Origin of the sequence: Pseudomonas silesiensis (assembly GCF_001661075.1) — a bacterium.
In the GTDB taxonomy this organism is placed as follows: Bacteria; Pseudomonadota; Gammaproteobacteria; order Pseudomonadales; family Pseudomonadaceae; genus Aquipseudomonas; species Aquipseudomonas silesiensis.
The window spans coordinates 1,146,683-1,166,322 of sequence record NZ_CP014870.1; the positions used below are offsets into that span (position 1 = coordinate 1,146,683).

Genomic DNA, 19,640 nt, shown 5'->3' on the forward strand with positions numbered 1-19,640 from the left:
AAGTACAAGTTAGATAACTTGAACTTCTTCAGCTTGCATGCCTTTCTGACCGCGGGTAGCGATGAAAGAAACCTGTTGGCCTTCTTTCAGGCTTTTGAAGCCGTCGGATTGGATAGCTTTGAAGTGAACGAACAGGTCGTCACCGGATTGTGGAGTGATGAAGCCGAAGCCTTTTTCATCGTTGAACCACTTAACGGTACCGGTTTGGCGATTAGACATGGTGTAACTCCTTGAACAAAGATAACTGCGACGCAGGAAGAACCCTGGCCGAGACTGAGTGCAAAGAGCAGGAAAAATTCTTGTAGATGGTTGGATCGAAATTCAACATATCGTGTAGAGATTCTCAGTGACACAAGCAGCACAGTGGCGCCACCTTAACCCTTTTTCCGGAACGTGCCAATGTTTCTTGCGAAGGTTTCTCTGTTTTCGTGACTGACGGTCCACTGTTCTGTGGTGAAGGTCCGTAAATCAAGGGGGTTGGCGCCGAGAATATTGCCTCGGACTTTGATCCCGGCGGCGCGCCCGGTAAGATGCCGGACAGAATTTTTCCACCTCGCTATTCAGGACACCCGCCATGAGCATCAAATCGGACAAGTGGATTCGCCGCATGGCGCAAGAGCACGGCATGATCGAACCTTTCGTTGAACGCCAGGTGCGTGGTGAAGCCGCCGAACGCGTGATTTCCTACGGTGTGTCGAGCTACGGCTACGACGTGCGTTGCGCCGATGAATTCAAAGTGTTCACCAATATCAATTCGGCGACCGTCGATCCGAAGAACTTCGACGAGAAGAGCTTCGTCGACGTCAAGAGCGACGTGTGCATCATCCCGCCGAACTCTTTCGCCCTGGCGCGCACCGTGGAGTTCTTCCGCATTCCCCGCAACGTGCTGACCATCTGCCTGGGTAAAAGCACCTACGCCCGTTGCGGCATTATCGTCAACGTGACGCCGCTCGAGCCTGAGTGGGAAGGCCATGTGACCCTGGAATTCTCCAACACCACCACGCTGCCGGCGAAAATCTACGCCAATGAAGGCGTGGCGCAGATGCTGTTTTTCGAATCCGACGAAGAGTGCGAAGTCTCCTACAAGGACCGTGGCGGCAAGTATCAGGGGCAACGCGGCGTCACTTTGCCACGCACCTGATCCATTTCATCGGGCAGCCGGTGGGAATTCCTGGGCGGGTAGACACTCTATTGGGTGTACTGCCCGGTTCGCGTACAGCGGACGAGGCCATTGCTCAGGAGTGTCCCATGAAGATCGATCCGCGAATAAGTGCCGAACTGGCAAGGCTTGAGCCCAATCAGGTCGGCGTCCTGGCCTGGTCCTTGTTGGCGCACCCGCCAATCATGGCGGGGGGCATCCCGGGTCAGCCCGATCCCGATACCCCCAACGAACAACCTACGGAACCGGGAGAGCCTACCCTGCCGGATGAGCCGCCACCCGCGCCTGTTGTCTGATCACAGGGGCCAGATTTCGTTGTCGCCGATGACGAGTATCCTGCAATTGTCATCCTGCTGTACCTGATAGCCGCCGGTAAACGCGCCGAAGGCAGGTAGCAGGGTGATCTCGTCGCCGAGCCTGAAGCACGCCAGGCGCAAGCTTTGCCGCCCCCGGCCGTTCAATCGGTAGACAGGGTGCACATGCCCGGCCAGTACGTGCCGACTCCCATGAGGGGTCGGCTCATGCTGCAAGGCGAACGGCCCCAGCAGCATAGGCTCGGGCACCACTCGAATATTCAGCGAGACGGGCGGGTCGCCGGCGCGCTTGTCATGGTTGCCGCGGATCAGCGTCATGGGCAGGTTGCGGTGCTGCGCTCGCCACTCGGCTAAAGCGCTTAGCGTAGCTTTGGCGTGGGAGCCGGGACCGTGCAGGAAATCCCCGAGAAAAATCAGCTGCCGGCAGGGCAGCGCTGCCAGTAATCCGTTCAATACGGCGATATTGCTGGCGGTCGTGCCCTGCGGCACCGGTTGCCCGAGGCTGCGATAAGCGGCGGCCTTGCCGAAATGTACATCGGCGATCAGCAAGGCCTGTTGCGCTGGCCAATAGATCGCCTTTTCAGGCAACAGCCAGAGTTCTTCACCCGCCAAACGGACCGGATAGGGTGTACTCATCAGGCTTTCCCGGTTTCGGCGGTTTTCTCGAGATCGCTGACCATGCGTCTGATGCGGTCGGCGAGTTTTTCCGAGCTCATGCTTTCGCGCATCCGCTCCACCAGCAGCGGAAACCCGAGGGGGGTAGGGCGTTTGACAGAATGCAGGTCCAATTGCAGGCGATTGAGCCGCGCCAGGGTCTGTTCCAGGCGATGAATATCCAGTTCCTCGCGCAGGACTTCTTCCCCGGCCTGAGCCAGCAGCAGATTCCCTGCGTCGTATTGTTTGAACACTTCAAAGAACAGACCGCTTGAAGCCTGAACCTGACGCGTGCTTTTCGGCGCGCCGGGGTAGCCGGCGAACACCAGCCCGGCGATGCGCGCAATTTCCCGGAAACGACGCAACGCCAGTTCACCGGCATTCAGGCTGGCGAGGACGTCCTTCAACAAAGCGTCAGGGCTCAACAGTTGCGGATCCAGATGCGTCGACCAATCGACGCAGGTGGCGCTGAGCAGTTCCAGGCCGTAATCGTTGACCGCAATCGAAAAGGTCACGGGCAGCCGTTGACTGATCCGCCATGCCAGCAGGCTCGCCAGGCCCAGATGCACCTGGCGCCCGGCAAAGGGGTAGAGGAAAAGATGCCAGCCTTCGCGGGATTTCAGTACCTCGGCCAGCAGGCAGGTCTCGGTAGGCAATCCGGACCAGCGTTTCTGTACCTCTAATAATGGGCGCAGTGCCTGCATTTCCGGGCCGATAAAGGTGCCTTGGTCCGCGGCACTGAAACGCGCTACCACGGCATGCGCCAACTCGCTGGACAGTGGCATTCGGCCGCCATTCCAGCGCGGCACTGCGGCTTTTTTCGTGGCGCTGCGTTTGACATAAGCCGTCATGTTTTCCACCCGGACCAGCTCCAGCAAGCGTCCGGCAAACAGAAAACCGTCGCCGGGCTTGAGCCTTGCGATAAAACCTTCTTCGACACTGCCCAACTGCTTGCCACCGCCGCCTTTGCTCCAGAACTTCAACTGAATGCTCGCGTCGCTGACGATAGTGCCGATGCCCATGCGATGCCGTCGGGCCAATCGCGCATCCGGCACGCGCCAGACACCGTATTCATCAGGTTCGACCCGGCGATAGTCCGGATAGGCTGTCAGAGAAAGCCCGCCATGGCGTACGAAAGCCAGGGCCCAGGTCCAATCCTGCGGTGTGAGATCACGATAAGCCCAAGCCCTGCGCACTTCATCGTACAGCTCATCGGGCAAAAAACCGCCGCCCAAGGCCATGCTCACCAAGTGTTGAACCAGTACATCCAAAGGCTTGTGCGGCGATTCGCGGGGTTCGATCCGGCCTTGCGCCACGGCGTCCTGTGCCGCGGCGGCTTCGATCAATTCCAGGCTGTGCGTTGGCACCAGCGTCACCCGCGAAACCCGGCCCGGCGCGTGGCCGGAACGCCCTGCACGCTGCATCAACCGCGCCACGCCTTTGGCCGAGCCGATTTGCAGGACCCGCTCGACCGGCAGGAAGTCCACGCCCAGGTCCAGGCTCGAGGTGCAGACCACGGCTTTGAGTTGACCGTCTTTGAGCGCTCGTTCGACCCAGTCGCGGGTATCCCTGGACAACGAGCTGTGATGCAGGGCGATCAGGCCGGCCCAGTCCGGGCGGGCCTCGAGCAGCGCCAGGAACCAGATTTCCGATTGCGCACGGGTGTTGGTGAATACCAGGCTGCCGGGGCTGGATTCGAGCTCGGCAACCACCGCCGGCAACATCTTCAAGCCGATGTGGCCAGCCCATGGAAAGCGCTCGAGGGCGGGCGGCAGCAACGTGTCGACCTGCAGTGCCTTGGACGTTTGCCCCTGCACGCTGATGCCACCGCCCTGTGGGATTAATACCTGTTCGGCGTGGGCCTGATTACCCAGCGTTGCGGAAACGCCCCAGACGATCAACCCGGGGTGCCAGCGGCGCAGGCGAGCGAGGGCCAATTGCAGTTGCACGCCGCGCTTGTTGCCGAGCAATTCGTGCCACTCGTCGACCACCACCATGCGCAAGGTCGACAGCGCTGTGAACGCATCGGCGCGGGCCAGCATCAGGGTCAGGCTTTCGGGGGTGGTAATCAGTGCCGAGGGCAGGCGCCGGCTCTGGCGTGCGCGTTCGCTGCTGCTGGTATCGCCGGTGCGCAGGCCGATGCTCCACCGGATCTGCAGGTCGTGCAATGGCGCTTCCAGGGCGCGGGCGGTATCAGCGGCGAGGGCGCGCATGGGGGTTATCCACAGCACTGTCAACGGCTCGGCGAGCGGCTTGCGTTTGCGCGGTTTATCGTCAGGAGGGGTGGAGCGGGCGAAGCGATCGAGCGCGCCAAACCACACGGCATAGGTTTTACCGGCACCGGTGCTGGCATGCAGCAAACCGGACTGTCCGTTTTTTATCGCTGCCCACACCTGTTTCTGAAAGACGAACGGCTTCCAGCCGCGAGCGGTGAACCAGTGTCTTGCAAAGTCGGGGGAGGTTCCCATGCCGGCGGTGTGCGCTCTGGAAGTCTTCCTTCAGTGACCACGGCGGCATGCGAAAGGTTTAATGACACAACGCGGTCCTGTAGGAGCCAGGCTTGCCGGCGAAGGCGTCCTTGAGATCGCCTTCGCCGGCAAGCCTGGCTCCTACGGGGATCGCCTTCGCCGGCAAGCCTGGCTCCTACGGGGATCGCCTTCGCCGGCAAGCCTGGCTCCTACGGGGTCACCTTCGCCGGCAAGCCTGGCTCCTACGGGGATCGCCTTCGCCGGCAAGCCTGGCTCCTACAGGGAGGCGTACGCTACTTCAGGTTGCCGCTGAGGAACTGCTTTAGCCGTTCACTTTTCGGATTGCCCAGCACCTCATCCGGGGCGCCTTCCTCCTCGACCAGCCCTTGGTGCAGAAACAGCACCTGGCTCGATACCTTGCGGGCGAAGCTCATTTCGTGGGTGACCATGATCATGGTCCGGCCTTCTTCGGCCAGGCCCTGGATCACCTTGAGCACTTCACCGACCAGTTCCGGATCGAGCGCCGAGGTCGGTTCGTCGAACAGCATGACTTCCGGCTCCATGGCCAGTGCGCGGGCAATGGCGACCCGCTGCTGCTGACCGCCGGACAGGAACGCCGGGTATTGATCGGCCACCCGCGCCGCCAGGCCGACCTTGTCCAGATAGCGTCGGGCGCGGTCCTCGGCTTCTTTCTTGTCGCAACCCAGCACCCGGCGAGGTGCCATGGTGATGTTCTCCAGCACCGTCATGTGGCTCCACAGGTTGAAATGCTGGAACACCATGGCCAGGCGGGTGCGGATCCGCTGCAGTTCATCGGCGTCGGCAACATGGATGCCGTGGCGGTCCTTGACCATGCGGATGTTCTGGCCATCGAGGCTCATGGTGCCCTCGTTGGGTTGTTCAAGAAAATTGATACAACGCAGAAACGTGCTTTTGCCCGAGCCACTGGCGCCAATCAGGCTGATGACGTCGCCGGTATTGGCCTTGAGCGAAACGCCTTTGAGCACATGATGGTCGCCATAGCTCTTGTGCAGACCTTCGATGGTCAGTTTGTACATGGGGCATGCATCCTCAAGGCGAAAGTAGATAGCCGCTACGATAGGCTTCGATGCCCGCGACGTGCGCGATCACCATCCCGGCAGTGGCCATGCGTCGCAGCGAACGGGCGTACATCAGCCCGGCGGCGGTGCAATGAACGGGGGTGACGCGATCATTGATCGGGTCGATGATTTCGGCGATCAGTTGCCCGGCTTCCAGGTACTGCCCCGGCAACGCCGTGAACACCAGCAGTCCGCCGACCGGGGTTGCCACCGGCTCCACACCCGCCAGCGGCGTGGCCGGGTAGGGCAGGGCGGGCAGTGGCGCCGGTTCGCCGGCAATCGCGCCGTAATGAGTCAGGTAGTCGATCAGTGCCTGGCAGTCGAGGCTGGCCAGCGGGTGATTGACGTCGCCTTGGCCGCGCAGTTCGACGGTGACCGAAAAGCTCCCCTGGGGAATGTCGAAGTGTTCGCCAAAGCGTTCCTGGAGCTGCCACCAGAGCAGGGTGAAGCATTCATCGAACGACTGGCCGCCAGAATCGGTGGCCAGCAGGCAGGCTTCGGCACCGATGTAACGGGCCAGTGGCTCGACCTGCGACCAGGCTTCGGGCGTGGTGTAGAGGTGGGCGACCGCTTCGAAATCGCAATGCAGGTCCAGCACCATATCGGCATCGCAGGCCAGCCGTTGCAGGATCAGGCGCTGGGACTGCAGTTGGGTGGTGGCGCTCTGGCGCGCCAGTGCGTCACGCAGGCTGGCGCGGATCAGTTCGAGGTTACGCTGCGGATCGTCGCCGAGCTGGCCTTCGATCGCATTGCCGACTTCTTCGCTCAAATCGACGAACCAGCGGTTGAAGTTCTGCCCGCTCTCCAGGTCGTAGCGGCCCAAGGGGACATCCATCAGCACCTGTTCCAGTCCGACCGGATTGGCCACCGGCACCAGCACGATTTCGCTGCGCAGGCGCCCGGCGGCCTCAAGTTCTGCCAGACGCTGCTTGAGGTGCCAGGCCACCAGCATGCCGGGCATTTCGTCGGCATGCAGGGATGACTGGATGTAGATCTTGCCCTTGGCCGACGGCGGGCCGAAGTGGAAGCTGTGAATCTGGCGTGCGGTCCCCGGCAGAGGGGCCAGCAGGTCATGAATCTGGTGGCGCATGTTCGTCTCTTTATTTCTGAAAGCGGGTCCTAGTGGGTCGGCCCGAGGAATGCCAGCCACCGGCGTTCGGCGAGGCGAAACAGGCCGACCAGCGCAAAGGTAACGGTCAGGTAGATCAGCGCAGCGATGCCGAACGACTGGAAGGTCAGGAAGGTCGCCGAGTTGGCGTCCCGCGCGACTTTCAGGACATCCGGGATGGTCGCGGTGAACGCCACGGTGGTCGAGTGCAGCATCAGAATCACTTCGTTGCTGTAATAAGGCAACGAGCGACGCAGGGCCGACGGCATGATCACGTAGGCATACAGCTTCCAGCCCGTCAGCCCATAAGCCTTGGCCGCTTCGACTTCACCATGGGCCATGCTGCGAATCGCCCCGGCAAAAATCTCCGTGGTGTAGGCGCAGGTGTTCAGGGCGAACGCCAGGATCGTGCAGTTCATGGCATCGCGAAAGAACGCATCGAGCACGGGCTGGGCACGCACGGCGGCCAGGCTGTAGATACCGGTGTAGCAGATCAGCAGCTGGATATACAACGGCGTACCGCGGAACAGGTAGGTGTAGAACTGCACCGGCCAGCGAATCCAGGCGTTGGGTGAAACCCGGGCGATGGACAACGGGATCGACACCAGGAAACCGATGAAGATCGAGGCGCTGAGCAGCCACAGGGTCATGGCCAGACCGGTGATGTTGTAGCCGTCGGTGTAGAGAAAAGGTCGCCAGTATTCCTGCAAGAGTTCGATCATCGTACGGCCTCCCGGGAACCGGCGGCGTATCGGCGTTCAAGCCAGCGCAGGACAAAATTGGAGGCGCTGGTGATCAGCAGGTAAATCAGCGCGGCAAGCACCAGGAAATAAAACAGTTGATAGGTGCTTTTGCCGGCGTCCTGGGCCGCCTTGACCAGATCGGCCAGGCCGATGATCGAGACCAGCGCGGTGGCCTTGAGCATCACCATCCAGTTGTTGCCGATCCCGGGCAGGGCGAAGCGCATCATTTGCGGGAACACCACGATTCGGAAACGCTGGCCCCGTTTTAGGCCATAGGCGGTGGCGGCTTCGACCTGGCCCCGTGGAACCGCGAGGATCGCGCCACGGAAGGTTTCAGTGAAATACGCACCATAGATGAAGCCCAGGGTGATGACCCCGGCGCTGAACGGGTTGATCTCGATGTATTCCCATTCCATGAAATCGGTAAAGGTCGTCAACCAGGTTTGCAGGCTGTAGAAGATCAACAGCATCAGCACCAGGTCCGGCACGCCGCGGATCAGCGTGGTGTAGAGCTGGGCCGGGATCCGTACCAGTTTGACTTTTGACAGCTTGGCACTGGCACCGAGCAAGCCGAGCAACACGGCCACCAACAGCGACAACACCGATAACTTGATGGTCATCCAGGTGCCTTCCATCAGCAGCGGGCCGAAGCCCTTGAGGCTGAAGGCTGAGAGCCCCAGGTTTTGCAGGAGGTTTTCGAACATAAATCAGCAACCTGATCGGATGAAAAAAGCGCCCATCGCGAGATGGGCGCCGGGCATTAGTTGCCGCTGTGCAGATTCAGGTCGCCGAAGTGTTTCTTTTGAATGGTGGCGTAGGTGCCATCGTCGTGTAACGCTTTGATACCTTTATTCAAAAGTGCGTGGAGGTCTTTGTTACCTTTAGAGATACCGATCGCTGTCTTGGACGGCAGCAATTCGCTGTCGACCGGTTTGCTGACTTCGTAATCGCTGCCTTTTGGCGACTTCAGGAAGCCCAGTTCGGCTTGCAGCATGTCCTGGATAGCCCCGTCGAGGCGGCCAGACATCAGGTCGGAATACACCTGGTCCTGGTTCTGATAGGCCTGGGTTTTCACCCCGGCCTTGTCCAGCACGGCCTTGGCGTAGGCTTCCTGAATGGTGCCTTGCTCGTAGCCTACGGTCTTGCCCTTCAACGAAGCGACATCTTCGCTCAGGCCGGAACCCTTCTTGAACACATAGGCGGTTGGGCCGGAGAACAGCTCATCGGAGAAGTCGATGACTTTTTCGCGAGCGGGTGTGACGGTCATCGACGAGATCACGCCGTCGAATTTATTGGCCTTCAGGCCAGGAATCATGCCGTCGAAATCGCTTTCGACCCATTTGCACTTGACCTTCAACTCGGCGCAGATCGCGTTCCCCAGATCGATGTCGAAGCCCACCAGGCTACCGTTGGCCGCTTTCGATTCAAACGGGGCATAGGAAGGGTCGACGCCAAAACGCAATTCCTTGTATTCCTTGGCCAGCGCGGAGCCAGCTGCCACGCACAACGCCAGTGCAGAAAGGGTCAGCAATGCTTTTTTCATTCTTTAATCCCTAAAAACCAATATGAGCGCTTGTGGCGCAGAATTATTGTTACTGGTAAGCGTAAGACCCCATGGAAGTAGCAATTTCCGAACCAGAGTCCCGAACAAGCGTTTAAAAGGTAGTTCAAGAAATGAAGGGGAGGGATTTATGCACGGAAATGGGCGTTGGAATATAGCTGCACCCATCTGGTTCAGGATGGAGCAAACCATGTGGGAGCGGGCTTGCTCCGGGCGGCGTTCCGACGAAAGCGGTGCGTCAGGAGCATTCATATCGACTGACACTCCCTATTCGCGAGCAAGCCCGCTCCCACAGGAGATCGGTCAGCCCAATAAATCCTGGAGGGTGCCGAGGTTGTCAGCCTCCTCGACCGACTTGTCCTGCCGCCACCGCAACATCCGCGGAAACCGCACCGCAATCCCGCTTTTATGACGCTTGGACAAGGCGATCCCTTCAAATCCCAGCTCAAACACCAGGCTCGGTTTCACGCTGCTCACCGGCCCGAATTTCTCCACCGTGGTCTTGCGTACAATACTGTCGACCTGGCGCATTTCTTCATCCGTCAGTCCCGAATACGCCTTGGCGAACGGCACCAGCGTGCGTTCGCTGGCATCGGCCGGGCCATCCCAGACGGCGAAGGTGTAATCGCTGTAGAGACTGGCGCGGCGGCCATGGCCACGTTGGGCGTATATCAGCACGGCATCGACGCTGAACGGGTCGACTTTCCATTTCCACCAGACGCCCATGTCCTTGGTTCGACCGACGCCATACAGTGCATCCCGGGCCTTGAGCATCATGCCCTCGACACCCAGGCTTCGGGAGGCTTCCCGTTGCCGGGCGAGGTCGAACCAGTCTTCGCCGATGAGCACGGGCGAGGGCAGCAGGACGGGGCTGGCGGAGGCGCTGATCACCTGTTCCAGCTGCGTGCGACGTGTGACCTGAGGCTGATTGCGCCAATCTTCGCCTTGCCATTCCAGCAAGTCGTAGGCGAGAACGACCACCGGCACCTCGTCGAGGATTTTCTTGCCGAGGGTCTTGCGACCGATCCGCTGTTGCAGCAGGGCGAACGGTTGCACCGCGGGTGCGGTTGGCACATGTGGATCGAAGGCATCCTCGGTGTCCGGTCGCGCGGTTTTCCAGGCAACGATCTCACCGTCGATCACGGTGCCATCGGGCAGGTGAACCAGGCTCTCGAGTTCGGGAAAGCGCTCGGTGACCAGTTCTTCACCGCGGGACCAGATCCAGAGTCGGCCGTCGCGCTTGACCACTTGCGCGCGTATGCCGTCCCATTTCCACTCCACTTGCCAGTGGCTGGCGGGGCCGAGCAGGGCTTCGAACTGTTCGACCGGCTGTGACAGCGCATGGGCCAGAAAAAACGGATAGGGCTGGCCGCCCCGTTGCGCATGCTCGTCGGACGATTCGGCGGCGATCAGCTTCAAATAACTGGCCGCGCTCGGACGGTTGGACAGATCGGTATAGCCCACCAGCCGCTGTGCCACGCGTTTGCTATCGAGGTGCGCCATGGAGGCCAGCGCGCGGGTCACCAGCAACTTGGAGACGCCGACCCGGAAACTGCCGGTGATCAGTTTGATGCAGAGCATCAGGCTGGGGCGGTCCAGTTGCGACCAAAGCCCGGGAAGCTGTTCGGCGAGCACTTGCGGTGGCGCGCCACGCAGTGGCAGCAGCTTATCTTCGATCCACACCGCCAACCCGTCGGTGGAACTGTGGGACGCTTCTGGCAACACCAGCGAGATGGTTTCCGCCAGATCGCCGACGGCTTGATAACTCTCCTCGAACAGCCATGGCGACAGGCCGGAAAATGCTACCGCCACTTCGCGCAGGATGCGCACCGGCACCAGTTGCCTGGGGCGCCCACCGGACAAAAAATAAACCGCCCAGGCGGCATCTTCGGGGGCAGCCTCGGCGAAGTAATGTTGCATCGCCGCCAGCTTGGCGTTACTCGATGTCGTGGCGTCCAGCTCGGCGTACAACTGGGCGAAGGTCTTCATGTCAGTACCTCGGCATTTTCTGGCTCCTCTGTTACCGGGCTTTCTTCCTCATCGTCGCCGTACTCGGTATTGAAACTTTGCGCATCGAGTCCCAGCTCGCACAGGTGGCGCACCAATACCCCGACCGAGCCGTGGGTGACCATGACCCGTTCGGCACCGGTTTGCTCGATGGCCCACAGCAGCCCCGGCCAGTCGGCGTGGTCGGACAAGACAAAGCCGCGGTCCACGCCGCGGCGCCGGCGAGTGCCGCGCAAGCGCATCCAACCGCTGGCAAAGCCGTCACTGTAGTCACCGAAACGTCGCATCCAGGTGCTGCCGCCTGCCGAAGGCGGGGCCAGCACCAACGCCTTGCGCATCATGGGGTCGCTCTTTTTCACTTCGCCGGCGTAGATCGTGGGTGGCAGATAAACACCACTGTCGCGATACACACGGTTCAATGGCTCTACCGCACCGTGCACCAGGATGGGGCCAATGCTGGCGTCGATACCGTGGAGAATGCGCTGAGCTTTGCCGAAGGAGTAACAGAACAACACGCTGGCCTTGTCGGCGGCGGCGTTGGCTTGCCACCACTGATTGATCTCGGCAAACACCTGCGCCTGGGGCTGCCAGCGATAAATCGGCAGGCCGAAGGTCGATTCGGTGATGAAGGTGTCGCAGCGTACGGGTTCGAACGGTGCGCAGGTGCCGTCAGGCTCGATCTTGTAATCCCCCGAGGCGACCCAGACTTCGCCGCCATATTCCAGCCGCACCTGGGCCGAACCGAGCACATGCCCTGCGGGATGAAAGCTCAGGGTCACGCCGTGGTGAGTCAGGGGCAGGTCGTAAGGCAGGGTTTGCAGATTGATGTCCATCCCCAGGCGCGAGCGCAGGATGCCTTCTCCGGGAGCCGCCGCCAGATAGTGCTGGTTGCCGCCTTTGGCATGGTCGCCGTGGGCGTGGGTGATGACCGCCCGTTCGACCGGGCGCCAGGGGTCGATGTAGAAATCCCCGGCGGGGCAGTACAGACCTTCGGGGCGGGCGATAACAAGGTCCATGTTTGTTACCAAAAATGGAGGGGTTGTTAGCTATGAGGTTGGCGCGAGGCGAGAAGTTCTATCGATTTTTAACGGACAAACGACATTCCAACTGTGGGAGCGAGCTTGCTCGCGATGGGGCCCTGACAGACACCGCTGATGGTGACTGACAGACCGCTATCGCGAGCAAGCTCGCTCCCACATTGTCTGGGGTGAGGTTATTTACCCGGCGTCAGGGTCAACCGTTTGCTCCCATACACCTTGTCAAAGTTCTGCGGCTGCATCGGCAAGCTCATGTACTGGCCTTTGAGCCACGGATCGATGCTGTCCAGGTAGTTCGCACTCGCCGGGTTGCCGGACTGGCCTGTGCTGTTCTGCCCCATCAGCGGTTCAGCCTGGGCGAAGTCGACGATCAGGCGCACGGCCGGCGCCAGGGTGGTGTTGAAATCCTGGCCCCAGGTAAACGCCGCCGTGTTGAGGGTGGTGTGATCGCCTCCAGCCGGCAACGGACCGCGCACGGTCTGGCCGCGGGCGTTCTTCCATTCGTAGCGGTGCAACTTGCCCCACTGCCAGGCTTTGCGATCGCCCCCCAACTGACTGTCACCGGCGCTGATAGCCGCCGCGAGACTGCGAGCGAGAATCGCCGGTTTGTCTTCTTTCTGCGGCGTGCGAACGTCATCCCAGAATGGACTGTCCTCGCGGCCCAGCAGGTGATCGGCCTGGGCGGCGTAGGACAACTTGCCGTTGGCGATAAAGGCTTTCCACGCCGGGCCGGTGTCCGGGCCCAGTTCGTCGAGGAAGGTCTGCCGGGTGCTTTCCTGGAGGAACAGTTCGTAGATTGCCGCGTCGGCGGAGCCCGGGTTGAGTTTGCCGTCGAACGCCATCAAGCGGGTGTAAGCCTCGCGCGCCTTGCCGCGATCGGCCTCCGGCAGCGCTTCGATGGCTTGCTTGAGCGGTTGGGCCATGCCGGGTGCCTGGAAGGTTTTTTTCAGCTTGGCGGCGAAGGTGGTGGTCTGATCGTATTGCATGGCGATCAGGCTGCGGGTGTCGTGTTTGCCCGCACCGGCCAGCTCGGCCATGCGCTCGCCACGTTCCGGTGCCGACCAGGAATTGGACAGCTGCATGCCGTAGCCATGGGGGATGACCCGCTGGTTGGCGGTGCCGAGCCAGCCTTGGGCCGGGTCCTGGTCGTAGGGGTGCAGCATCGGGTCGGCGTAACCATCCCAATCGTAACGGCCTTCCCAGCCAGGGGAGGGCAGCAGGCCTTCGCCCTCGCGGCGGTTCGGGTAGCGACCGGTCACTTGCCAGCCAATATTGCGCGCGTCAGCAAAGACCAGGTTCAGGGCAATAGCGCGAATTTCGCGGCTGGCATCCGAGGCTTTTTCGACGTTCTGCGCCCGGGACAGGTCGAAAAAGGCGTCCAGGGTCTTGTCGTCGGTGAAGTTCGGCGTCTGCAAGGCCAGGCCGAAGCCGTTGGCCAGCGCGGTGCCTTGAGCACTGTTGAGCAGCGGGCCATGGCGAGTTTCGTACACCGCTTCGCGAATCGACCGCTGGCCTTTGACGAAATAGCTCTCGTTGCGCACGATCACCGGCTGCCATTTGCCGCCGACGTCGTAGGAAAGACCATTGCCCTGGCGTTTGATTTTTTCCAGGAACAGGTCCTGGTTATCGCCCATGACCGAGGTCATGCTCCAGGCCACCTTGCCGTTGTAACCACTCAATACCATCGGCAATCCGGCGATGGTCATGCCGGACGCCTGGTACTTCGGCGCGCGAATCTGCACGTAGGTGTACAACGACGGCACGCCCAGGGATCCATGGCTGTCGCTGGCCAGCAGGCTCTTACCGCTACGGCTGCGTTGCGGGGCGATCGCCCAGTTGTTCGATGAAGTGCCGCCCAGCAGGTTCAGATCGGACAGTTGGGCGGTGGCTTTGCTGATGTCAGCCAGGCCCGGGATCTGCCCGTTGAGCTTGATACCCTGAAGTTTTTCGGCTTCGGCCACCGGCAGTTTTTCATCGGGCGCGGAGGGCGTCAGCCACGGCAGTTTGTCGGCGGTCACTGTCTGCGCCAGCATCAGCGAGGCAATTTCTTCCGGCAGGTTGGCCGATTGGCTGAAATTAAACAGGCAGAAAATCAGCGCCGAGTCTTCCGGTTTCCAGTATTCAGGTTTGTAGCCGGTGGCGGCGAGGTCCGCCGGCAGCTTGTCGCGGTAACGGAACAGGTAGGCGTTGACACCGCGTGCATAGACTTCGAAAAAGCGCTTGAGGCGCGGCGAAGACGCTTTGTACAGCTCACCGGCGCTTTTCTTCAGGTTGACCGCGCGCATGTAGCGGTCGGCGTCCAGCAAGTCCGGACCGGACATCTCCGCCAGACGGCCCTGGGCCAGCAGGCGCAGGGTCACCATTTGGGTGACACGGTCCGTGGCGTGCACATAGCCAAGGGAAAACAGCGCGTCATGGAAACTGTTGCTTTCGATCAACGGCACGCCCATGGCGTTGCGTCGTACCGAAACGTTCTGCGCCAGTCCTTTGAGCGGTTGCACGCCGACGGACGGCGGGAGGGAGTCCTGGGTGTTCCTGGTCTGACAACCGGTCAGGCTCAAGACACCGGCCACTGCTGCGGCAACGCCGAACCGGGGAAGAAAATGTATGAGGGCTGGCGAGGCCATGGCAAAGCTCCTGCGGGGGGTAGCGTCATTAAAGGCGCTACGTTAGTGAGCAGGAGGAGGGTGTGCAAGCGGGGGGCAAGGTTATTTCGCTCGTTCGCAGGCCCCTGTGGGAGCGAGCCTGCTCGAGAAGGCGATTCAACAGGCGAAGAAGGTCTTCGCCCGAAGCCTCAAGCCCCGTGGCACTTCTTGAATTTCTTGCCGTTGCCGCACGGGCAAGGGTCGTTGCGGCCGACGTCTTTCAGGGCATTGCGCACCGGTTCCTGGTGGGCGTGGCCGCAGTTCGGGCCGTGGACATGGCCATGGTCGTGATCATGGTGCTCGTGATGGTCATGATCGTGGTTGCAGTCAGGGCCATGGACATGGGGTTGCTGGGTCATCGAAGTTGCTCCGGAATTAAATCGGCGGGGATTATCACGCCATTGCGCGCCAGGTGCACGTAGTGCGCGATGAATAAACCGGTTTCCATTTCACCCTCCAGTCGATAGGGGATGGGCTGATCGGGTTTCTTCAGCAGTTTCACCACGTCCCGGACCTTGGGCCACAGGTTGGTGCGGATCGGCACCTTGAAGTAGGCGCTGCGCTTGGGACCGACCGTAAACCAGTGCTCGTGCTCGCCTTCGGTCAGCAGCATGTCGCCCAGGTGAATCCGGTATTCGAGGCCACGCACCGTCAGGTCGCTGTCGTTGCGGTTGTCGACGCGAAAGTACAGGAGGAATCGTTGTTGCATCAGTTTGGCCTGGACGACTTCGACCTTGACCAGGTGCACTTCCGGCTCCGGCCCGTCGTAGCTGAACCATGACACACAGCCGCCGAGCCCCGAAAACAGGAGCAGCGTACAGAGATAAAGTACGAGTCGTCGGGTGATCATGGTCGTGTTCTCCCTTGAACTCCAGTTTAGCCCCTCAAGTAGCGAAATACCCCGCGCAACACTTCTTGAACTTCTGCCCGCTGGCGCACGGGCAGGCATCGTTGCGCCCCGTCTTGAGTTGCACGGTAGGATCGATGAAGTACCAACGGCCGGCGTTCTGCACGAACGACGAGCGCTCACGGTGGCTGTGTTCACCGCCGCCGTCGTGCCAGTGCGCCGTGAAGGTGACGAATGCGTGTTCCGGCAGACCGCCGAGGACCTCGGTGCTTTCCACGTCCAGGCCCAGCCAGGTGCTTTGGGCACTCCAGTCGCTGATGGACTGGCGGTCCAGCCCCGCTTGTTGCGCGGGCAGGGTCGTCGCCACCAGATAATCGACCAGGCCCAGCACATAGGCGCTGTAGCGCGAACGCATCAAGGCTTCGGCACAGGGCGCCGGATGCCCGGCGTGGTAATGACCGCAGCAGGCGTCAAGCAGGGTGCCGCTGCCGCAGGGGCAAATGGATGTACTCATTGCATTACCACCAATATTTCCCGAAATTTTCCGGATTGGCCCAGAACCTCGAATTGAGCCAGTCGGGTACTTGTTTGTAGTCAAGCAGATCATAGGTAAACAGGGTCAGCACCTGCTCGTCGCGCTGGAAGCGCTCGCTGGCTTGCAGGGCCAGGGAGAAGAAGTCGGTCTCTTGCCAGCCGCTGGCCGGCAAGTCCGCCAGCACCGCGATGCGGCTGGCGTTGAGGTTGCGTATCCCGCCCAACAGGTTCAAGCCATCGCGTTTGGGCAAATGTTCCAGGCAATCGACCACCAGCGCCAGGTCAAACCGGCGTGCCGCCAGTTCGTCCGGCAAGGGGCCAGGTGCCGCATGGGCCACGCAGGTGTCCGGGTGGGCGAGCTTGAAAGCTTCAAGCGCGGGGAATTCGCTGGCGCCAATCAGCAACAGACGCGCCGGGGCGTAACGATCAAGCAATGCGGCCAGCGCCTGCTGGGGCGTGCGCGAAGAAATACCTGCAATCATCGAAGATCCTCAATCAGAGCGCCAAGACTAGCCTGCCCACACGTCCTTATATAGAGCCTGATACGGACAAAAGTGTCGATCAGCCGCGAACACGGGACCCAACAGCACTGGCCTATTGCTGGCGGAGATTAAATGTGGGGTCTTTACTCCCTAGAATCGGTCTTCAAGCCGATCCCCTCAGGAGAAAACTAGATGAGCATAGTTCGGACAGCATTACCCTTGGTTCTGCTAACCAGTGTGTTGACTGGTTGCGCAGGTTTGCAGAAAACCGACTGGCCGACCTGTGCGGCGGTCGGTGGTGTCGTTGGTGCGGGTCTTGGCGCAACCGAGAGTTCGGCTTGGGCAGGGTATGGCGCGCTGCTGATCGGCGGCACGGCTGCGGCCTATTGCTGGGTTCACGGTGATGGCGACGAAGACGGCGATGGCGTGCCGGACAGCCGCGACAAGTGCCCGGGTACGCCTCCAGGCGTACGGGTCGACGCCGACGGTTGCCCGCCACCGGTGCCTGCGCCAGTGGTCGAAGAGGCCGTTGTGGTCAAGGAAGAAGTCATCGTTATCCGCGATGTTCATTTCCAGTTCGACAAAGCCACGCTGACCGCTTCTGATAAAGAGGTTCTCAACACCATCGCCACTCGCCTGAAGCAGGAAGCCAGCACCGCCCAGTTGACCGTCACCGGCCACACCGACAGCGTCGGCAGTGATGCCTACAACCAGAAACTGTCGGATCGACGTGCGCATTCGGTGGTCGAATACCTGATATCCCAAGGCGTTCCACGCAGCAGCTTCGTGTCCGTAGCCGGTGCCGGTGAAAGCCAGCCGGTAGCCGAAAACAAAACCGCTGACGGCCGTGCACAGAACCGTCGCACCGAGATCAAAATCAACCGCTAGAACCCTCGCATTCCGTGGCTTGTGCAGTCGCGGATGCGAGTCTTGACTCCTGTGTAACCGGCATCGGCCGGTAACACAGGAGCTTTCACCATGAGTGTTCTCACAAGGACCGTCTTGCCGGTTCTGCTGCCTGGCAGCGTGTTGACCGGTTGCGCCAGTCACCGTCGCGTGGAGTTGCACATCAATCGCTGAGGCCCGTAATAGAGCCGTCGGACAGCCACCCTGGTCAATCCGTCGTCCATTCGGCACCTTCATGAAGAATTTGCCATTGCCCTCTGGCTTATCCCGTGCGGAAGCCGTTACTGTGCGTGCAAAGAATAATTCTCAACGGGGGCGCGTATGAAGGTGTTCTGGTGGCTGGGGAAGCTGTTGACCCTGCTGTTCTGGCTGGTGGTGCTGGCCAACCTGCTCATGCCGTTTGTCTATCCGCTGCACCTGTTGGTCAATGTGGCTGGCAGCCTGCTGGCAGGCCTTCATCTGCTGGAGGCAGTGTTCTGCTTTCGCAGCCTCAGAGGGCGCGCGCACCCTTGGCGTGATCGCCTGAAGATCCTCTTTTTCGGTGTCTACCACCTGCAAACCATCCCGGCTCCTACCGTATCGAAGGCTTCCCATGCGTAATCTCTGTCTGCTCGCCGCACTCGTCAGCCCATTGGCTTGCGCTCAAGTGGTAAGCGTTGAAACCAACTCGCTGATGCGCTTGCCCAACACCGCCAGCACCCTGCACCTGGAACGCCTGGAAGTGGCCGATTACGGCACCTTGTTGATCCCCTCGAACGTGACCGAAGTGACTGTCGATCAACTGTATCTGGGGCGTGAAGCGCGGATCGCGATCGTGCCCGGCGAACAGGCACTGGCGCTGAAGGTCAGTCGTGCCCGATTGGGCGAAGGCAGCCAGATCACTGCGCGCGGTGCGCCGGGAACCTACCTCAAGGCCGCCCGTTCCGGGCGTAACCTGACGGTGCAGATCAAGGCGCTGGATGCGCCGCAATTGTCGGTGGACGCTCGTGGTGGCGCCGGCGCACCGGGTTTTGTCGGTCTGGATGGGGCCAATGGGCAGGCACCGGGTTGCACCTGGGGCCAGGCGGGTCCCGGAGCCGATGGCACGAATGGCGCCGACGGCCGGCCGGGGGCACCCGGTGCGCTGGTCCGGCTGGAAGTGCCACGCGATTACCCGGCCGAACAGATCAAGGTCCAGGTTGCCGGCGGTGCCGGTGGCATGGCTGGCCCTGGCGGCAAGCCGGGGGCAGGCGGCAAGGCCAAGGGCTGCCTGGTGTACGAGGCCGACGGTGGCAAGAGCGGGCGCCCTGGTGCTGATGGCCAGCCGGGGCCTGCGGGTGCGGCTGGGTCAGTGACTGTACAGCGGTTGTAGGTTGTTTCTGGAATGTGTGTGTAGTCGATTAGATCGCCTTCGCGGGCAAGTCGGATCGCCGCACCGCACGCTCCCACAGGGTTTGAGTCGTTCACCAAATTTGTGAACGACTCAAGACCTGTGGGAGCGTGGCTTGCCCGCGATGACGTCAGACCAGCCGCCTCAAAACATCGGCCGCGCCGCAGCAATCGCCACCAACACCAACCCGACCATCAGATTGATCCCCACCAACCGGCGAATCCTCCCCAGCACCGCAGCCCCCGCCGGCCAGTCCTGCGCCGTGACCGCAATGCGCAACTCAGGCAACATCAACGCCTGGATCCGGATAAACAGCGCCGTCATCACCACATACAACCCCATCATCACCTGCACATAACGCGGCGCGGTTTCAAATCCGGCGTACTGCAGATGGATCATGCCCACGCCGCTGATCGGCAGAAGCACCACCGCCACCCAGACCCAGCGGAAAAATCCTTGAAACACTTCTACCCACAGTTTCAACCGGGCAGGCCCTTCCAGTGCCTTCATCGCAGCGGGGCGCAAGACCATCCAGGCGAAAAACATGCCGCCGACCCAGACCAGGGCGGACAAGACATGCAGGGTATAAACGATGCCAAAAGGTGTCATTGAGGTACTCCGTTCTGCGCGGGATTAATTAGCGGGGTATGATAGCGACCGAACCGAACCACTGAAAATTTATCCAGCGTTTTTTGCGCCCGACAAT

General features: G+C 61.0%; 21 protein-coding genes. 5 read left to right on the top strand and 16 right to left on the bottom strand.

Features of this window, described 5'->3' with window-relative positions; translation table 11 throughout:
• Nucleotides 1–9: 9 nt before the first annotated feature.
• On the bottom strand, nucleotides 10–219 hold the full coding sequence (locus PMA3_RS05135) for a cold-shock protein (protein WP_002554837.1): 210 nt from the start codon (nucleotides 217–219) through the stop codon (nucleotides 10–12).
• A gap of 355 nt (nucleotides 220–574) precedes the next feature.
• Between PMA3_RS05135 and dcd the strand changes: the two genes are divergently transcribed.
• A complete protein-coding gene (gene dcd / locus PMA3_RS05140; RefSeq protein WP_064676152.1) occupies nucleotides 575–1,141 on the top strand; it encodes a dCTP deaminase in 567 nt (188 codons plus the stop codon).
• 107 nt (nucleotides 1,142–1,248) lie between these two features.
• A complete protein-coding gene (locus PMA3_RS05145) occupies nucleotides 1,249–1,455 on the top strand; it encodes a hypothetical protein (RefSeq protein ID WP_064676153.1) in 207 nt (68 codons plus the stop codon).
• Here the strand turns inward: PMA3_RS05145 and pdeM are convergent, their stop codons facing one another.
• From pdeM to PMA3_RS05215, 14 genes are all read right to left on the bottom strand, one after another.
• Nucleotides 1,456–2,109, bottom strand: coding sequence for a ligase-associated DNA damage response endonuclease PdeM (gene pdeM / locus PMA3_RS05150; protein WP_064676154.1), 654 nt, complete (start codon nucleotides 2,107–2,109; stop codon nucleotides 1,456–1,458).
• Nucleotides 2,109–4,595: a ligase-associated DNA damage response DEXH box helicase gene (locus PMA3_RS05155; protein ID WP_064676155.1), complete on the bottom strand. Its 2,487-nt coding sequence runs from the start codon at nucleotides 4,593–4,595 to the stop codon at nucleotides 2,109–2,111. Before PMA3_RS05155 ends, pdeM begins: the two co-directional genes overlap by 1 nt.
• 293 nt (nucleotides 4,596–4,888) lie before the next feature.
• Nucleotides 4,889–5,653 carry an ABC transporter ATP-binding protein gene (locus PMA3_RS05160; RefSeq protein ID WP_064676156.1) on the bottom strand — a complete coding sequence of 255 codons (765 nt, stop codon included), beginning with the start codon at nucleotides 5,651–5,653 and terminating at the stop codon, nucleotides 4,889–4,891.
• 13 nt (nucleotides 5,654–5,666) lie between these two features.
• Entirely contained in the window at nucleotides 5,667–6,785 is a 1,119-nt protein-coding gene (locus PMA3_RS05165; protein WP_064676157.1) for a succinylglutamate desuccinylase/aspartoacylase family protein, read from the bottom strand.
• A 29-nt stretch (nucleotides 6,786–6,814) separates the two neighbouring features.
• Nucleotides 6,815–7,525 carry an ABC transporter permease gene (locus PMA3_RS05170; protein WP_064676158.1) on the bottom strand — a complete coding sequence of 237 codons (711 nt, stop codon included), beginning with the start codon at nucleotides 7,523–7,525 and terminating at the stop codon, nucleotides 6,815–6,817.
• On the bottom strand, nucleotides 7,522–8,250 hold the full coding sequence (locus tag PMA3_RS05175) for an ABC transporter permease (RefSeq protein WP_064676159.1): 729 nt from the start codon (nucleotides 8,248–8,250) through the stop codon (nucleotides 7,522–7,524). Before PMA3_RS05175 ends, PMA3_RS05170 begins: the two co-directional genes overlap by 4 nt.
• Nucleotides 8,251–8,306: 56 nt before the next feature.
• Nucleotides 8,307–9,089 (bottom strand): transporter substrate-binding domain-containing protein, encoded by a 783-nt coding sequence (locus tag PMA3_RS05180; RefSeq protein WP_064676160.1) that lies wholly within the window; start codon nucleotides 9,087–9,089, stop codon nucleotides 8,307–8,309.
• 321 nt (nucleotides 9,090–9,410) lie between these two features.
• Complete coding sequence (locus PMA3_RS05185; RefSeq protein ID WP_064676161.1) at nucleotides 9,411–11,096, bottom strand: ATP-dependent DNA ligase; 1,686 nt, start codon at nucleotides 11,094–11,096, stop codon at nucleotides 9,411–9,413.
• Nucleotides 11,093–12,130: a ligase-associated DNA damage response exonuclease gene (locus tag PMA3_RS05190; RefSeq protein WP_064676162.1), complete on the bottom strand. Its 1,038-nt coding sequence runs from the start codon at nucleotides 12,128–12,130 to the stop codon at nucleotides 11,093–11,095. The genes PMA3_RS05185 and PMA3_RS05190 overlap by 4 nt, the downstream gene beginning before the upstream one ends.
• A gap of 197 nt (nucleotides 12,131–12,327) precedes the next feature.
• A complete protein-coding gene (locus PMA3_RS05195; RefSeq protein WP_064676163.1) occupies nucleotides 12,328–14,778 on the bottom strand; it encodes a penicillin acylase family protein in 2,451 nt (816 codons plus the stop codon).
• A 167-nt stretch (nucleotides 14,779–14,945) separates the two neighbouring features.
• Nucleotides 14,946–15,155 carry an SEC-C metal-binding domain-containing protein gene (locus PMA3_RS05200; protein WP_064676164.1) on the bottom strand — a complete coding sequence of 70 codons (210 nt, stop codon included), beginning with the start codon at nucleotides 15,153–15,155 and terminating at the stop codon, nucleotides 14,946–14,948.
• Nucleotides 15,152–15,646, bottom strand: coding sequence for an LEA/WHy family protein (locus PMA3_RS05205; RefSeq protein ID WP_064676165.1), 495 nt, complete (start codon nucleotides 15,644–15,646; stop codon nucleotides 15,152–15,154). The genes PMA3_RS05200 and PMA3_RS05205 overlap by 4 nt, the downstream gene beginning before the upstream one ends.
• Before the next feature lie 34 nt (nucleotides 15,647–15,680).
• Complete coding sequence (locus tag PMA3_RS05210; RefSeq protein ID WP_064676166.1) at nucleotides 15,681–16,157, bottom strand: YchJ family protein; 477 nt, start codon at nucleotides 16,155–16,157, stop codon at nucleotides 15,681–15,683.
• Between the two features lie 4 nt (nucleotides 16,158–16,161).
• Nucleotides 16,162–16,659 carry a DUF6231 family protein gene (locus PMA3_RS05215; protein WP_064676167.1) on the bottom strand — a complete coding sequence of 166 codons (498 nt, stop codon included), beginning with the start codon at nucleotides 16,657–16,659 and terminating at the stop codon, nucleotides 16,162–16,164.
• Nucleotides 16,660–16,851: 192 nt separating this feature from the next.
• Here PMA3_RS05215 and PMA3_RS05220 point away from each other — a divergent pair, with 192 nt between their 5' ends.
• The 3 genes from PMA3_RS05220 to PMA3_RS05230 all read left to right on the top strand — a co-directional run bounded on the left by PMA3_RS05220 (nucleotide 16,852) and on the right by PMA3_RS05230 (nucleotide 18,916).
• Complete coding sequence (locus tag PMA3_RS05220) at nucleotides 16,852–17,547, top strand: PA1041 family peptidoglycan-binding anchor lipoprotein (RefSeq protein WP_064676168.1); 696 nt, start codon at nucleotides 16,852–16,854, stop codon at nucleotides 17,545–17,547.
• A gap of 339 nt (nucleotides 17,548–17,886) precedes the next feature.
• Complete coding sequence (locus PMA3_RS05225) at nucleotides 17,887–18,165, top strand: DUF1145 domain-containing protein (RefSeq protein WP_064676169.1); 279 nt, start codon at nucleotides 17,887–17,889, stop codon at nucleotides 18,163–18,165.
• Complete coding sequence (locus PMA3_RS05230; RefSeq protein ID WP_064676170.1) at nucleotides 18,158–18,916, top strand: hypothetical protein; 759 nt, start codon at nucleotides 18,158–18,160, stop codon at nucleotides 18,914–18,916. The genes PMA3_RS05225 and PMA3_RS05230 overlap by 8 nt, the downstream gene beginning before the upstream one ends.
• Before the next feature lie 162 nt (nucleotides 18,917–19,078).
• On the opposite strand, the gene PMA3_RS05235 is transcribed toward PMA3_RS05230, so the two are convergent.
• On the bottom strand, nucleotides 19,079–19,543 hold the full coding sequence (locus PMA3_RS05235; RefSeq protein WP_064676171.1) for a CopD family protein: 465 nt from the start codon (nucleotides 19,541–19,543) through the stop codon (nucleotides 19,079–19,081).
• Nucleotides 19,544–19,640: the final 97 nt, after the last annotated feature.